The following is a 15,301-nucleotide window of genomic DNA, read 5'->3' as shown; positions in this document are numbered from 1 at the left end:
TGATAAGTAAATTATGTTCAAGCGAACGACTCGAAGCTGGCTAATGTCTGCAATGACATTACTCGGTGTCAGCTTTTCTTCTTCCGCTGTGAGTGAAGAAAAAGATTCAGCCTTTGTTCCTTTCTACTTCAGCACCGAAACCATGGGTAACACCTTTGGGGTTGCGGGTGTCGCAAAGGGTGTTTGGCAACCTCAAGCCGCTCTGTTTGGTATGGCACTCTATTCAGACAAAGACAGTTACGTCGGTTTTCTATCGGCTTTTAACTATGCCTTGTCTGAGAACGTATTGTTTAGCACTCAGATGTATCAAGCGCGCTTCAACGACAACCCGTATTACATTGGTTCTCAAGGCGATAATGATTCATCTATCGATGACAAAACCATTGCTGATGGCTTAGAGCAAAACTATCAGTTTGAGTTTAAGTATTTGCTACCTTGGGGCAACGTTGCAGAACACGGTTTACTCGGTGCTTTTCAGCCAATCAAAGATGTGAGCTTTGCTTCGCCAATCGAATCGGGTGTCAGTTCGATTCTATTTACGCCTTTTTATACTGCTCGTGAGTTGGAAGGTTTAAATAATACCGAGGAGGCAACAGGCTTTAGTTTGGCGTTTAATTGGGATAACCGTGATAGCACACGCAACCCGACCAGAGGTTCTCAAACTAACCTTGAGTTCACCACTGGCGCAGAGAGTTGGTCTAACGATGACTTGTGGCTTAAGTGGACCTTCCAAAATAGCCAGTACTTCGCTTTAGGTCCTCTAGGGGACTTATTCGATCAACAAGTTTTAGCATTTGATTTCTATACCGCTGACACGCCAACGTGGGATAACTGCTCTGGGCAAGATTGTGCTCGCCCACCAGAAACGGAGCAAGCTCGATTGGGTGGCTTGTATCGTTTACGAGGTTATACCGGAGGTCGTTATCACGGTCGCTCTGCAGTTCATTATTCTGCTGAGTACCGAGTACTTCCTGACTGGCAACCACTTGGCGATATCCCACTGATAAACTACTACGATTTGCCTTGGTGGCAATGGGTAGCGTTTGCTGAATTAGGGCGCGTTGCCGATGAGTACGACATCAAAACACTGCACTCGGACATGAAATGGAGCTTAGGTGGCGCGGTGCGTTTCCAAGTGGAAGGTATTGTTGTACGTGCTGAGTTGGCGCGAGGTGGTGACGAAGGGGCCTTTAGGGTTATGATAAACCAGCCCTTCTAAAGCTTTCGGCCTACAGTAGGCCAAATACTATTTTTATAAGAGTGGTCGTGGAAACACACCACTCTTTTTTATTAACAAGATATTGTTTTTATTAAGGAGATCTTGTTTTCAAGCAGTCTACTCACCTTGCATCGTAGCAATCACAGTTCGGCTTCCACCACAATCTCGGTGCTCTCCTAAGTAAATACCCTGCCATGTTCCTAAAGCTAAACGACCATTGCTAATTGGTATTGTCACACTGGTGCCAAGTGTCGATGCTTTAATGTGGGCAGGCATGTCATCATCGCCTTCATAGGTGTGTCTGTAGTAGGGCGCTCGCTCTGGGACAAACTTATTAAAGTGCGACTCCATATCGGTACGGACGGTAGGATCAGCGTTCTCGTTTAGCGTGAGGCTGGCAGAGGTATGTTGGATAAAAAGATGTAATAAACCAACAGATAGAGAATTGATATCGTGTATCTGTTGTTCAATTTCATCAGTAATGAGATGAAATCCACGCTTTCTTGCATTTAGGTGTATAGTCTTCTGAATCCACATACGCCATCCTTTATAATGTATTTGGAAAAAAAGTGGTTTAACGCTATCTTTTGAACTTGAATTTATCAGGTATCGCTCACATTTAATTATGTTAGAGCTAGAGTCTGTACCGATTCTTCTGTCAGGAAATCTAATCCTGATTTATCTCAAGGTACAGCTCTTCATATGCGGCATAATACGTCGTGAAAAAAAATTACAAAGAATCTTTCAGTGGTGACGCGGTTTGGTCATCACAGAAAAATATAAACTTTCGCCTAATCGGGGGTTCTATTCATCACCCAGGTGACGTTTAGAATAAAACCTACAGTAACATCGGGATAGATACCATGTTGAAAAATATCAACCCAACGCAAACACAAGCGTGGAAAGCTCTAACGGCACATTTTGAGTCTGCTCAAGATATGGATATGAAAGAGCTGTTTGCTCAAGATGCAAAGCGTTTCGAGAGCTTTTCTACTCGTTTCGGTTCTGACATCTTAGTGGATTACTCTAAGAACCTTATCGATGCTGAAACTATGCAGCACCTATTTGCTCTTGCGAACGAGACTGAAGTTAAGTCTGCAATCGAAGCAATGTTCGGTGGTGATGCAATCAACAAGACTGAAGGTCGTTCAGTACTTCACACTGCTCTACGTAACCGTAGCGACAAGCCAGTAATGGTTGACGGCAAAGACGTAATGCCAGCAGTTAACGCTGTACTAGCAAAAATGGAACTGTTCACACACCGCATCGTTTCTGGTGAGTGGAAAGGTTACACAGGTAAAGAGATCACTGATGTTGTAAACATCGGTATCGGCGGTTCGGATCTTGGTCCATACATGGTGACTGAAGCACTAACGCCATACAAAACTCGCCTAAACATGCACTTCGTTTCTAACGTAGATGGCACTCACATCGTTGAGACACTTAAGCCTCTTAACCCAGAAACAACGCTATTCTTAGTGGCATCTAAAACATTCACGACTCAAGAAACAATGACTAACGCGCACTCTGCACGTGATTGGTTCTTGGCTGAAGCGGGTGACAACGCACACGTAGCTAAACACTTCGCAGCACTATCAACTAACGCAACTGCGGTCGCTGAGTTTGGTATTGATACTGACAACATGTTCGAATTCTGGGACTGGGTTGGTGGTCGTTACTCACTATGGTCTGCAATCGGTCTTTCTATCTCACTATCTGTTGGCTTCGATAACTTCGTTGAGCTACTAGAAGGTGCTCACGAGATGGATAACCACTTTGCTTCAACTGAGTTTGAAAGCAACATTCCAGTAATCCTTGCGCTTATCGGTATTTGGTATAACAACTTCCACGGCGCTGAGTCAGAAGCAATTCTACCTTACGACCAGTACATGCACCGTTTTGCAGCTTACTTCCAGCAAGGCAACATGGAATCAAACGGTAAGTTTGTAGACCGTGAAGGCAACCCGGTAGAGTACCAAACAGGTCCAATCATCTGGGGTGAACCTGGTACAAACGGTCAGCATGCTTTCTACCAACTGATTCACCAAGGCACTAAGCTGATCCCATCAGACTTCATTGCTCCTGCTATCAGCCACAACCCAGCATCTGATCACCACCAGAAGCTAATGTCTAACTTCTTTGCTCAAACTGAAGCACTAGCATTCGGTAAGACAAAAGAGACAGTGGAAGCTGAATTCCTAGCGGCTGGCAAAACAGCTGAAGAAGTGGCTGAGCTTGTACCTTTCAAAGTATTTGAAGGTAACCGTCCAACGAACTCTATTCTTGTTAAGCAAATCAACCCTCGCTCTTTAGGTAACCTAATCGCGATGTACGAGCACAAGATCTTCGTTCAAGGCGTTATCTGGAACATCTTCAGCTTCGACCAATGGGGTGTAGAACTTGGTAAGCAACTAGCAAACCAAATTCTTCCAGAGCTTGCTGACGATGCTCAAGTAACGTCTCACGACAGCTCAACTAACGGTCTAATCAACGCATTTAAAGCGCTTAAAGCTTAATTGAGTTGATAGCACCAAAAAAACGCCAACCTTCGGGTTGGCGCTTTTGTATCTGTATAGCAAGCATTGGTTAAATCGCAGGTAATAAAAAAGGCTGGCATGATGCCAACCTTCTTTGAGTTGATACTCAGTACTGCTAGAAATAAACAGCTGTTATTCGAAACAGATCTCGATGAAAGCATTACCCCATTGAGATGAGAAAGGCATGATGATGATTGCCCCATCACACTTGTGACGAATCGTATGACCTTTACCGGAAACCACGATTGGTGTTGCCATATCGAAGTCAAAACCGCTTTCCGCAAGAATACGTTTCGCACCGCCAGTCACCATGTTAGTGATTTCACCCACCATATCGGTCACTTCTTCGTTGAGGCCGTTTGGTCGTTCACCAAGCATGTTTTCCATGATTTCGAGAGCGAGACCTTCATCAAAGGTGATCGACATAGAGCCACGAGATTGTGTACCCACCATACCAATTAGGCCGGATACATCACCACGAGCGATTTCATCTTTCTTAACTCTCGGTTTTTGTGGCTTCAATTCTAGAGAAGCCATCGTTTTTAATACGTTCATTAAAGAAGCTAAAAACGGGTTTACAAATTCAGCGCGCATAATGTTCTTCTATAATCTTATTCTTTCATCTCGGAGGAGCAAGATTGGCAAATGCCATGCGATTCAATGACATGATTCGTCAATTGAAAGCCATGCTTCTCAGCGTTACTGGCGAGTAGGGTGACAAGCGCATCGTCCTGCAGTTCTATCACAGTGCCACATTTATCGCAGATCAGTAGTTGGGAGAAATGTTTGTTGGCATTGCAAGAGCAGCAGCATATGAAGCTATTGGTTGACTCAACTCTGTGAATGAAACCTTGCTCCAACAAGAAATCCAAAGCGCGATATACTGTAGGTGGCTTGGCTTGCGGTTCACTGACTTTCAACTGCTCTAATAATTCATAAGCACTGGAGGCTCTTTTATTAGAGAGGATGAGCTCAAACACTCGCTTTCTTTGAGGTGTTAATCTAACGCCTCGCGATGCGCATATCCCTTCAACTTGCTCTATTAATGTGTGGTCCAAATTTTTCACCATTCAATCGGACATCCCTAATCAAACCTTATTTCTAGGTTACTACGTTTTGGGAGCCAATGATTTCTATTAAAGTCAGGTACAGAGCGTATTGTGACCCACGACTTTGAATAAGACAAGGTAACTCAAAATGACAGTGTGACTCAAGGCATAACTGATTAATGAGGTTGAATTAGAGATCTGGTGAATAGGTTTATAAAAAAGTATGAGGTAAAGTTGATATGACATCTTCATTTGAGTTCAATTTAGCTCAATTAATTTTTCTTACAATAATGTGCTGTTTTAAATCACATTTCTTATCGCATATTGTTCCTTATTCGCTAAAATCGATGCCTAATATAGACTAGAAGAAGACTATTGACCCCTCCTGTCAACATGAGCTTGTCATGGTGTATTGTAGTTTTAGTCTTTAATTTCAAATGCTTGGAGTTAAGCTGTGGAGCAAGTAAACAAAGAATCATTTCTGAAACTATTGTCCATCTATAATCAAAGAGAAAAACGTTATCAACAACGTTTGGATGACTTTAAGGCCATGAGGGATAAGCTTGAAGAAGTGGAAGAACCAAGAGTTAAAAAAAATGAGCTATACATCAAACTGGCTATAGCCGCAGCTATTATTTTAGTCATCGCCTTTATCTTTATTTAAGTCGTCAAATTGGAAGGGAATAAAATGAAAAAGCATTTTGACGCTTTGGCTAAAGCTTCATTAGAAAGTAGTCATCTTAACCTTGGTGAATGGTATGAAAGCTATGGTTTAGCACTGCACTTATTCAAGTCTGATAGCAAAATTTACACAAAGGCGATGAAAAAGCGAGACGGTCATAAAAAGCACATTGCAAAATATATTGAACCTAAGTTACTCACCACGGAAGGAGTAACTGAGGAGTTTAAAAAAATAATGCGTTGGAAGACCTTTGTTGAACGATGGGACGCATATTACGAACCTATTGCAAAGCCTCAAGATCGCGTGCATCACTTGTCTGCAGTATTGGAGGCTTTGTCCGATGAAGATGTTCCACGAGCTTTAATCGAAATCGATAATTTGCCGGTTGACTACTTGATCAACGATACTTTTTGGGGCGAGGTCATTCTCTTTATCGTTGCCGCAAGATCAGGAGATCAAGAGCAGGCCCGATCAATAACGCAAGAACTGTACAACATGGCGCAGAGCGATCACAACACAGCGTTACTTAGCCATTTGTTACCAGCTTTATGTAAGAAATATTTAGATGAAGAGTATTATCCATGGCAAATGAAGGCTCGTGTAGTGAACTGGAATGGAGAAACTTATCATTGTGTTCCGGTATTAATACACAACTTTGATGCTTTTGGTGGTCAAGAGTACATAAACCATACTCCTGTCAGACAACGTGCTCGCGTTGAAAGAAAACATAGCGTGGATTACGTGTATTCTACAGACCGTTATGGAAACCGAGGTCAAAGCATCGCGAGTGCGACTGCTAATGTTGGAATCGCCGTAGCGAGTGCGACAGGTAAAGTTATCGGCCATACTTTGCTTTTGGGCGCCGCAGGGGCGATATATCTAGCGTTAGCCGGTAAGATTCGAGTAAATCACTACAATAATTCCAATCATAAGATAGTCTTAAATCGTAAGACCGAGATGCCTGTCAATTCGTGTGGTTATATCGTGACTAAACAGAACAGTACTATTGAACCATGGCAGGATGAAGAGGGGAGCGAAAGCATAGACAATAGCTTTTCGTTTTTGAACTTCACAGATGGTTTGGCTTATCCATGTCGAAAGGGGTATGACATCCCAGATGAACAAGGGCTTATTCAATTATTATTTGATGAAATAATGTAATCATGATTTGTATTTATGAGTTTTTGAGCCTTTGCTTTCAATCAAATTGAACCATTAAATACGTCCACTCCAACAACATATCAACAACCGAAATCAATGGTTGGAGTCATCATATATTAGCACTTTGCGGTCTCCGTGCTTGGAGGCCGACTTTGTCGTGCTCAGCGTGTGAAACCCAGTTATGTCACATATAAGCTACCAACGGATAAGGATCTCATGTTTTCACCACCTTCACGTGTAACCACGCTTTCAAGAGGGCTGCTTGTCACTACTATTGCTCTTATTCAGGGATGTTCATCTACAGATAAAGTAACACCACCACAACCAACCTTGGAGCGAGGGCTTGGATTACCTGCAGATGCAAAACTAATCTCGAATCATAACTCAGCAGAGGGGCGAGAAATGTTTCGTGATATGCAGTTGGCGTTAAAATCGCGCAATCTTTATCAAACCATGGGAGGGGATATCTCTTACATCAAAGGACAGTGCCCTATTGATGTTATCGCCCACCGTGGCAGCTCTAATTATGCTGAAAACTCTCGTAATGCGATTCAAATGGCGGCGGTAAGTGGTTTTGATGGAGCAGAAATTGATGTGATGCTGACGCGTGATAAAGATTGGGTTGTACATCACGACATAGAAACAGGAAGAGCAACCGCTCGAAGTGATGGTAAGCGATATCGCGTGAGTCGTATGAAGAGTAGTGAGTGGAACTCTCTGAGTGGAAGGAGCCCTGACGGAACATTAGATGGGTATCGTCCCGCTTATTTCAATGAAGCCGTGAATGATTGGTACCATTACGCAACGATTGAACAACCCCTTAATATTGAAATAAAAACATCAGATGGCTCCATGGAAGATTTGTTTAAACTCGACGAAATGGCCAGACAAAGTCTCCCCTATAGAAACTATTTTTATTCATCAATGGATATGGACGTTCTGAAAAAAATGCGGGAAATCAATTCAAGTGTTTATCTTGGGTATGTATGGGAGCCTCATTCGGCGTCGGTTGCTCAGTTTAAGCGGGATGCAAAACGAGGCATGGGTTCTGATGATTATTATCAGAAAAATAAAAAGAATATCGATCGCGCCTTTGTTATGGAGGGGCGTTATCGTAAGCATAAGCCCAAACATTCCGCTAAAACGGTAAAACGAATACTTGGCCCCAATAGTGGCTTACATGTTGATATAAGAAGTTACCAACAATACGCCACAATTTATAGCCGTGCGAAGGCGCAAGGCATTAAGGTGGTGACTTATACGATTAACGGAACGGATTACCACCAAGATCAATTGGTCTCGTTAGCTAAGGCAGGTCGACCTCTGCCAGATGAGGCGATCATGGATACCAGTAAGTTCTCTATTTGTCAGCAGCTTGCTCCACAGCTTGTCGTTCAATCAAATGGCTACCAACCCACAACGTTAGCAGGCGAAACCGTTGCTGGCCTACCCAATGACGCTGATTTTCACCGACTCTATGAACAAATAGATTACCTCAAAGATGGCCATTACATCACTAACCGAGGTCTCATTAGGAGTGTGTCATATTCCAAGCCTGCTAGCGTGAAAGGTGTGAAAAAAAGAACGCAAACAACGCAGAGCGCGAAGCCAGCAGTGCTGTTTGATATTCAAGATGAAGATTTAAATTTAAGTAACGATGCGATCAGCATTTCGATGCCGACAGAAAAATGATGTTTGATGAGAACAGGGATAGACAAATTATGGAAGCGTTAAGATGAAACCAGTTCCTAGCCAGGACGTAATAACCACAAATAATAAGAAGCCGAAATGGTTGGCTATTTTGTTGTTTTTTTGTTCACTTCTTTATCTTTTTCCTGAAGTCGTTTTCAACGCCAAGTTGGTTGAAATTGCGGGTGGAATCGATGTTAGTGATGCTCAATTACATAAAACGGAGCTATTTGGCCGAACCATCTCAGGGATCGGGGTGACTTTAATTGTTGCGGATTTTCTACTTAAAGGATGGCTGACCACGACGAAGTTTCGCGCTATTTCATCGTTGGTCGTGATTACAGCTTTGGTTTGGCCAACGGTTTTTTTTGGTCAAAAGGCGGTAATAGATAAATGGTTGATTGAACCGAGTAGTGCAAAGCAGAGACAGGAGGCTTTCTTTTCCTCTGTACTGCGATCTAGTTTAGCGATGAATGCGATTAATATCGAAGGGATCCCTTATAACTCAGAGGCGAGTACCGAGTCGTCAGAAATGACTTTTCTCGCTTTGATCGGTGGGTTGGTTTACAGCAATGATGCATTCTTAAGTCATATTGATGATAAGAAAGTTCAAATTTTGGATCGTTATATTCAAAATCGAGCAAACGCCAATTTCGATGAGCACTATGCGAACTATAAAGTATTACGGAGTGAAGTTCAGCAATCGTGGCATCAATATCAAAAACATGTTGGGGCGTATAATCAGACGGTAGAGTCTCGCCATCAAAAGGCCAATCAAGCGTGGGAAGAGGTCGAGTCGACCGTCGCGACGGGGTATCGTGATTATCAACAGGCGAGTAAGGCCTATTTAACGAGAGCAGAGGCGAGAGCACAAAGAGTTGCACAACCTATTTTTGACCTATTTGATGATAAAGAACGCTGTTATAAACGCAAAGGAAGCTCAAGAGCCAATTGTATCAGCCGCATTGAAGATCGCTATGAACGCTTATTAAAAGATAACTCGATTCCCCACCAACCGATGGATTATTGGTTAGAGAAAACCTTTCGACGAACGAAAGGTGAAACATCTTGGGGGGAAGCATTCGGTTCTCTAGGCTTATCAGTTATCCAAGCCGGTATTGAGCAGGCGACAGGGCAAGCTGGAGAAGCCATTCAAGATAAAACGTATACCAATAGTGTCGCTCATTACACACCACGAATACTGGCAGTGTGGCAAAAACAGTTCTTAAAAGAGACCGGTTATCCTATGGGAATCGACTCTATGTCGGAGTTTCGCTCCCACTCTACAACAGCAAGTAAGGTTCGTACTCAAGTTCATCGAAAGGGGATCCATTTAGACTCCAATTGGCAAATAAACCAAATTAGCGTGTTTAAAAATGCAGTCAGAAACAAAGTTATGAAGGACACCAAAGCTCGTTGGCATGCCGAAGCAAAGCAGCGGGGTTACGACATTGAACCGAACTTATCTTGGAATGATTTTCAAAAAGTAGCCGAAGTTCAGCAACAAATAAAGAATCGTATGGGCGAACGTTATTACGTCGAGCCCATGATGGCGACGTGGAATAATAAGCAATTTTACCAACAGGTTATTGTTCCAAATGTGAGGCGTGAGAGAGATTATTGGCTAGGTTATATTGAGGCGTCACGCGCTCAGTTTGCTGATGATGGCCCTTATGCTGAACAAGGCAAAGCGGCATTGCGTTCTATCATTGTGCCGCCAATATCAATGGGACTATCGCTATTTCTCGTTGTCCTAACGGTGTTTAAGCTGCCAGGAAAATTTATCGTGTTGATGAATTACCATAAACCACGGCCAGCACCGAACTTGAAGAGCAAGGCTCTGAATATAGGCAGCTCGTTTATCGTCATATTCGTTATTCTTGTTGTGCCTGTGAATGTATTTTCATCCAAGTACACTCAAACGGACTCAACGATTGGCTTTTTCTTAGAGCAAGTCAGTGACACACTATCTCCGTCGGCTTCTTATGCCGTTCGTTGGGTGATACATACTCAACCGTTGATTCATCCACTTGGCGCTCAAATAGACAAAAGTATGCGTATTACTGATGGGTTTTCTACCTCTTTGGAGCATTCGGTAGCGGAGTTGGATGGTGTTTTTGCTCGTTATTTAACTCAGCGTGCTGAGAGCGAACCGGTGAGTTCAGCTAAAAACAATAATGAAGCCCAAACGGAGTTTCCTATGTACATCAATTCAAATGCACAGAACCAACCGGGTTTTAAGGTTCGAATAATGAATATTAAGCCTAGGTACCAAGCCGGTATGCGATTGCCAGAGGGTAATTATGATGTTGAGGTCCGTGCCAATGGATACCAACCAAAGCGTTTATGGGTAAAGCACAGTAAAGGAAAAGCCTCTCACCGAATCGAACTTGAAAAGTTGGTTATTTAAGTCCGCGTCATAGAAAGTGAACAGAAGAAAATGATCTGCTCCTTCCACTAAAAAGGGTTTAGCGTTACTTGGCGCGGGAGCTGCTTTGGTATCTGGTCACCCTGAACTTATCACCGCGAGCGTATCGGCAGACGGTGTTCAATTCGGTGGCATTATTGGCGCAAGTGCTCCAATAGTATTTGGCCTGTGGGAAACCCTACGCAATGAATTTAAGGGTTAGCTATGAGCGAGTTACAAATTTTGCCCCTGCTATCTCAGCTGGGGCTTAAGCCTGTGGAAATAGTACTCTTAGGAATGCTTTGGCAGAACATCAGAAGTACTAATGTATTAATGGATAAGCTCGTTAAAAAAGTTAATGACCTAGAAATGAAGTTCAATCAATTATCTAGGTTTTATTGAGATTATTGAGTCTTAGTTTTTTACCGTATAACTTTGCATTGGATTATTCGGAGTATTTGGAAAGGCCATTTTGAGTAAATCCTCATTAATCATAGGTTTCAAATGACTTTGTCGTATGTTTTGGCTAGTTCGGTTAACTAACTTTGCTAACTCTCCAATTGGTATATATTGGTCTTTACATAATGATATCAAGATGTTTCGCATATCCTCTGGGGCTAACCTCTTATTTTCCATGGCAAGCTTGGCAATACCCTCTAAGTGCTCTTTAAAGCTAGGCTCAAGCTTATTAATATCATCCACGAATGGGCGTTCAAAGCGTTCAGAAATAATGCGACCTTGTACATCTCTCTTTTCTTCGTTTGGCAATTGTTTTGTGTTATGCGTTAAGCCTGTTTCGTTATGCGTTAAGCTATCGTCGTTGTGCGTTAAGCTACCGTAGTTTTGCGTTGAGTTGCTATCTAGGGTTAACGCATTTAACTCAAGTGAAGGTGCGAAAACTTCATCAGGTGTAGGTAATGATACCCCCGGAAGTGTGTAAGACTTTTGTTTCTGTTCACCGTTAGAAACTAAAAAACCTTTAGTTTCTAATTTTGGTAGAGTTAATGTTACTTCACGTGAGTGCTTGGTTGTTAGTTGGCAAGCTCGTTCATGATTGATCCAGCCTTCGATTGCAGCTGTAGCTACAATTAACTGTTCAAAGTCTCCTAAAGCATTAAACTTATAGTCAAAGATTTGTAGTAGTTTAGCGCGAGTAGCATCTGGTATTAAACTTGCGGTAGATAGTTCAAGTATAGTTTGAGGCGGAGTTGGTTTTTCCCATAATTTTGGTGTGCGCCAATTGACAGATTTCCAACCGCTGAATATTTTGGGCATACCTGATCCAGCACGTTCACCTAAGCCAATCAGAAGAAACATTTGGTGTAAAAGTCGGTTTCGGCAATCACTAACGCCGCCTGCTATCACATCTTCAAGTGGTATTCTCATGAGCCCAGGGTTTCGGAACCCGAACATATCAGGACGTTTGACGATTAGAATAGATACACGATCTGTAAAGTCTGAATGGACAATACTATTGACGAGAGCTTCACGCAGAGCAATGTGAACTGGTGTGTCTGCTTTTCGTTGACCAGCTTCGACTTCAAAAGGAACTTTGATTTCTGAGGATAGCTTTCCATATACTTTACGGTAGAAATCAAAAAGATTACCTGACCAAGTACCGTCGGGACAAACACGGTCAACCCATCTGAGTTCTGTCTTTGCCTCTGGCCGTTCTTGAAAATCAACAAAGTAATTCGGAGCGGCTGCGGAAATTGCTTCCCAGTTACCAAACATCAGAACACCTGCGAGAGTAAGCCCTTCTTTACCATTCTCTCTGTTTTTGATCCACCCACCTATTTTTTTAAATAGGTCGAAAAGTTCATATTCAAGGTAAGGATGCTGTGGACTATGAGCAGCCAGCAAGTTGCGATAGGTTTTAAGGCTATCTATATTTATATCCTCAATAAAACTGTAATGTTCGGAGAGGATTTCACTATCTCGGCTGTCATGGAGTTGTTCAGCTATCATTCGTTTGACAGTTTCGTTATCACACTTACGATCTCCATCATGAATTCGCATGTAAGTGTTACCAAAAGGCGTCTTTTTGAGGTGCACTGGTTTTTGGTTTCGCGTAGCTGGAGGTATATGAATTGCCATAACAGGCTTGCTTTTGAGCTGAACTATTTGTACATCATCATCTGATATGACGTTGGCGCTAACACGATCACGATCATTCAATTGATTAAACAAGTCAATTTTTACTTTCTCTGGCTCAGCGACACCCACAGGAATAAACTCTTGATTGAGTTCTTGGACTCCAAGTATTACCCAACCACCTCTACTGTTAGCCATAGCTGAATAGGACGACCAGAAGTCTTTTGGTAATGCTCCTTTACCATCTCTGCCTCCTGCCAATTTAAACTCAACTTGATTTGACTCCGACAGTGTTTCTAGGTCGAGGATGTCATTGATGGTGGTAATGCTCATGCTAATCCTGATATTTGACTCAATCTGTAAGTATGATACTTCTTGTTATTTGGAATGCAATTTGTGTGGGTATAATTGCGTATAAACCTGCCACAATATATTCAAATTCCGATGACCAGTAACTTGAGCAACCTCTTCGATTGAGTAGCCTTTTTCAAACAGCCTGCTAGCGCCCTCTCTTCGCAAGTCGTGATACCTCAAGTCTTCAATGCCTAATTCGTTTCTTACTCGCTGAAAGCCTGCGCTCACACTTCGTGAGTTGTATGGAAAAATGAGTTCACCTTTGTTTGGTTGCTTTAGTGCGATCTCAAATGACTCGCCAAGTAACGGAACAATCATGTGATTTCCTTCTTTTTTCCTTGGATCCTTTCTATCTCTAACGAGTATCGTTTTATGTTCTTGGTTGAGGTCTTCCCAACGTAGCTTGCAGACTTCGCCAATTCGCATACAAGTGAGAATGCTGAATTCAAGAATGTCGGTGAATGGGATTCGAGTTTTGCCGTTTGGCCGGAAAGACTCACGTTGTTCCAATCCATGTTTTAGTCGTTTCAGTTCTTCGGAAGTAGGGCGGCGTGTTCGCTTTTGGCTTTTGCCTATCAAGCCCATATCAATAAGTACCGGAACTGCTTCATCAAATATCGAGAAATTCGCAGCAATATTGAATACAGGCTTCGCTTTTTTCATCACTGAACGGAGATAAGCAACATCGTGATAGACAGTTGCTCCTCCAGCTCCTCCACCTTTCCGGTTTTTACAGTGTTGGATTAAGTCGCTAGTTCTTAGCTTGTCGCTTTCAACCTTGGATATGTCACAGTCACGAAGAAGCTTAATTACGTATTGCTTCGTTCGTCCTGTTTTATCCCATAAATCAGGCTCTTCCATAAACTTGTCCAGAAGTACGTACAGCGGTACGGATTTCTGTCCGGATTCGTCAGGGTTTTCTAGCTCAAGAACCCGCTTATTTGCATAGGTTCTAGCTAGTTCTTTTTTCCTGAATGTTTTCGATTCCCTGTGTATAATCGCCGAATTCTTTTTGACTACAATGTCCACTGTGAAGCGTGATTCACCGCTTTTAAGTGTTCTTTTTTTAATGCTAAATGATGCCATTCGTCCTACTCCATCGATACGTACTATATGCGTACTGAAAGGGTGAGTTTGGGGCAACTCTAGCAAATTGCTGTATATATATACAGTGTATAGATTTCGAGTAACACCTTATGAAACCTGACAATACTAGTAAATACGCGGCTAACCGCTTATCCGTTGCACCCATGCTCGATTCGTAGCACTGATCTGGTTTGGCCTACAAAAACAGTGTGTTACATCTGCTTTGAGAAGTTGAGGGGATGGTTAGGGGACTGTTACTTGTCATAAAAATAAAAGCACCGTCTTACCCATACTATCCCCCTTTCTGAAAAATTCCAAAAAAATGCTTTATGGGCGTGAAAAAGTGCAGCTAAATATTATTGATAGAGCGTGTCGCAGTATGACCGACGATAATAAATTAGGAGCATCACTTTGAATTCCATTTCCACTCAAGCATTACTAGCAGCCAAATATAACAATGAGCCTCTTATTCCATTGGAAGTGGTTGCCACAACCTATTTAGGACTGACAGCGAGCGTGGCGAAACGGAAAGCATATCTTAATGATCTCCCTTTTCCTGTTATTCGCTTAGGGGATTCTCAGAAAGCTCCGTGGTTGGTCGATTTTAACCACCTTGCAGTTTATGTAGAGCGTTTAGCTACAGAGTCGAGATGTGACTGGCTTCGCATGCAGGTTTAGGCTGTAGAACGAATTAGCCCGTCACTTGACGGGCTTTACATTCGGCGGCTCTTTTCTTTTGTCGAGCAACACGTTGCTCCATTGCAACCTGAAACTTTTTCGTTTTTTCCACTCTTGCTATAAGAGTTATTTTGAAAGCATTTATTTTCCCTGCATTCTCCTCTTTACCTGCGAGAAATTGCTTAATCATGGCATCCGTCCAGTTACGCTCTTGCTTCAACCCAGTTTTTGATATCCATTCTTGATGCCAAACTTGGCGATAATTTTCTGTTTGTTGGCGACCATATTCACGCCTTTCAGCTTCAGAATATCGGTGCCATCTTCCGTTGTAATAAGGCATAAGTT

At 42.5% G+C, this 15,301-nt stretch carries 14 protein-coding genes; 8 read left to right on the top strand and 6 right to left on the bottom strand.

The window, feature by feature from the left end; genetic code table 11:
• The first annotated feature begins 13 nt into the window (after positions 1 to 13).
• Positions 14 to 1,219: a BamA/TamA family outer membrane protein gene (locus AB4583_RS03940; protein ID WP_372116512.1), complete on the top strand. Its 1,206-nt coding sequence runs from the start codon at positions 14 to 16 to the stop codon at positions 1,217 to 1,219.
• Between the two features lie 117 nt (positions 1,220 to 1,336).
• Here the strand turns inward: AB4583_RS03940 and AB4583_RS03935 are convergent, their stop codons facing one another.
• Positions 1,337 to 1,756, bottom strand: a complete 420-nt coding sequence (locus tag AB4583_RS03935) for a secondary thiamine-phosphate synthase enzyme YjbQ (RefSeq protein WP_017059938.1) — start codon at positions 1,754 to 1,756, stop codon at positions 1,337 to 1,339.
• A 326-nt stretch (positions 1,757 to 2,082) separates the two neighbouring features.
• Between AB4583_RS03935 and pgi the strand changes: the two genes are divergently transcribed.
• The gene (pgi, locus tag AB4583_RS03930; RefSeq protein ID WP_017065622.1) at positions 2,083 to 3,735 is read left to right on the top strand and encodes a glucose-6-phosphate isomerase; all 1,653 of its coding nucleotides are present in this window, start codon (positions 2,083 to 2,085) and stop codon (positions 3,733 to 3,735) included.
• A gap of 153 nt (positions 3,736 to 3,888) precedes the next feature.
• Here the strand turns inward: pgi and AB4583_RS03925 are convergent, their stop codons facing one another.
• Together AB4583_RS03925 and zur are read right to left on the bottom strand one after the other, a co-directional pair.
• Positions 3,889 to 4,350, bottom strand: a complete 462-nt coding sequence (locus AB4583_RS03925) for a chemotaxis protein CheX (protein ID WP_017059940.1) — start codon at positions 4,348 to 4,350, stop codon at positions 3,889 to 3,891.
• Positions 4,351 to 4,367: 17 nt separating this feature from the next.
• The gene (gene zur, locus AB4583_RS03920) at positions 4,368 to 4,826 is read right to left on the bottom strand and encodes a zinc uptake transcriptional repressor Zur (RefSeq protein ID WP_372116510.1); all 459 of its coding nucleotides are present in this window, start codon (positions 4,824 to 4,826) and stop codon (positions 4,368 to 4,370) included.
• 433 nt (positions 4,827 to 5,259) lie between these two features.
• On the opposite strand from zur, the gene AB4583_RS03915 reads away from it, so the two are divergent.
• The 5 genes from AB4583_RS03915 (at position 5,260) to AB4583_RS03895 (ending at position 10,967) form a co-directional block, all read left to right on the top strand.
• Positions 5,260 to 5,469 (top strand): hypothetical protein, encoded by a 210-nt coding sequence (locus AB4583_RS03915; protein WP_017059942.1) that lies wholly within the window; start codon positions 5,260 to 5,262, stop codon positions 5,467 to 5,469.
• Positions 5,470 to 5,493: 24 nt separating this feature from the next.
• Positions 5,494 to 6,648 (top strand): hypothetical protein, encoded by a 1,155-nt coding sequence (locus tag AB4583_RS03910; protein WP_017059943.1) that lies wholly within the window; start codon positions 5,494 to 5,496, stop codon positions 6,646 to 6,648.
• A 216-nt stretch (positions 6,649 to 6,864) separates the two neighbouring features.
• The gene (locus tag AB4583_RS03905; protein ID WP_372116508.1) at positions 6,865 to 8,340 is read left to right on the top strand and encodes a glycerophosphodiester phosphodiesterase; all 1,476 of its coding nucleotides are present in this window, start codon (positions 6,865 to 6,867) and stop codon (positions 8,338 to 8,340) included.
• 43 nt (positions 8,341 to 8,383) lie between these two features.
• On the top strand, positions 8,384 to 10,747 hold the full coding sequence (locus AB4583_RS03900) for a hypothetical protein (protein WP_372116506.1): 2,364 nt from the start codon (positions 8,384 to 8,386) through the stop codon (positions 10,745 to 10,747).
• Between the two features lie 85 nt (positions 10,748 to 10,832).
• A complete protein-coding gene (locus AB4583_RS03895) occupies positions 10,833 to 10,967 on the top strand; it encodes a hypothetical protein (protein ID WP_346762954.1) in 135 nt (44 codons plus the stop codon).
• A gap of 191 nt (positions 10,968 to 11,158) precedes the next feature.
• Here AB4583_RS03895 and AB4583_RS03890 read toward each other — a convergent pair whose 3' ends face one another.
• Both AB4583_RS03890 and AB4583_RS03885 read right to left on the bottom strand, forming a co-directional pair.
• The gene (locus AB4583_RS03890; RefSeq protein ID WP_372116504.1) at positions 11,159 to 13,171 is read right to left on the bottom strand and encodes an RNA-binding domain-containing protein; all 2,013 of its coding nucleotides are present in this window, start codon (positions 13,169 to 13,171) and stop codon (positions 11,159 to 11,161) included.
• 45 nt (positions 13,172 to 13,216) lie between these two features.
• Entirely contained in the window at positions 13,217 to 14,278 is a 1,062-nt protein-coding gene (locus AB4583_RS03885; protein WP_372116502.1) for a site-specific integrase, read from the bottom strand.
• 411 nt (positions 14,279 to 14,689) lie between these two features.
• Here AB4583_RS03885 and AB4583_RS03880 point away from each other — a divergent pair, with 411 nt between their 5' ends.
• The gene (locus AB4583_RS03880; protein WP_240698174.1) at positions 14,690 to 14,956 is read left to right on the top strand and encodes a pyocin activator PrtN family protein; all 267 of its coding nucleotides are present in this window, start codon (positions 14,690 to 14,692) and stop codon (positions 14,954 to 14,956) included.
• A gap of 13 nt (positions 14,957 to 14,969) precedes the next feature.
• Here the strand turns inward: AB4583_RS03880 and AB4583_RS03875 are convergent, their stop codons facing one another.
• Complete coding sequence (locus tag AB4583_RS03875; RefSeq protein WP_136977481.1) at positions 14,970 to 15,296, bottom strand: hypothetical protein; 327 nt, start codon at positions 15,294 to 15,296, stop codon at positions 14,970 to 14,972.
• Positions 15,297 to 15,301 lie beyond the last annotated feature (5 nt).

The organism is Vibrio sp. 10N.222.49.C12 (assembly GCF_041475025.1).
GTDB lineage: Bacteria > Pseudomonadota > Gammaproteobacteria > Enterobacterales > Vibrionaceae > Vibrio > Vibrio crassostreae_C.
This window is presented reverse-complemented; position numbering and strand designations above follow the sequence as displayed.

Coding starts and splice junctions, on each gene's coding strand:
- AB4583_RS03940 (WP_372116512.1), top strand. CDS start 14: ATGTTCAAGCGAACGACTCGAAGCTGGCTAATGTCTGCAATGACATTA.
- AB4583_RS03935 (WP_017059938.1), bottom strand. CDS start 1,756: ATGTGGATTCAGAAGACTATACACCTAAATGCAAGAAAGCGTGGATTT.
- pgi (WP_017065622.1), top strand. CDS start 2,083: ATGTTGAAAAATATCAACCCAACGCAAACACAAGCGTGGAAAGCTCTA.
- AB4583_RS03925 (WP_017059940.1), bottom strand. CDS start 4,350: ATGCGCGCTGAATTTGTAAACCCGTTTTTAGCTTCTTTAATGAACGTA.
- zur (WP_372116510.1), bottom strand. CDS start 4,826: ATGGTGAAAAATTTGGACCACACATTAATAGAGCAAGTTGAAGGGATA.
- AB4583_RS03910 (WP_017059943.1), top strand. CDS start 5,494: ATGAAAAAGCATTTTGACGCTTTGGCTAAAGCTTCATTAGAAAGTAGT.
- AB4583_RS03905 (WP_372116508.1), top strand. CDS start 6,865: ATGTTTTCACCACCTTCACGTGTAACCACGCTTTCAAGAGGGCTGCTT.
- AB4583_RS03900 (WP_372116506.1), top strand. CDS start 8,384: ATGAAACCAGTTCCTAGCCAGGACGTAATAACCACAAATAATAAGAAG.
- AB4583_RS03890 (WP_372116504.1), bottom strand. CDS start 13,171: ATGAGCATTACCACCATCAATGACATCCTCGACCTAGAAACACTGTCG.
- AB4583_RS03885 (WP_372116502.1), bottom strand. CDS start 14,278: ATGGCATCATTTAGCATTAAAAAAAGAACACTTAAAAGCGGTGAATCA.
- AB4583_RS03875 (WP_136977481.1), bottom strand. CDS start 15,296: ATGCCTTATTACAACGGAAGATGGCACCGATATTCTGAAGCTGAAAGG.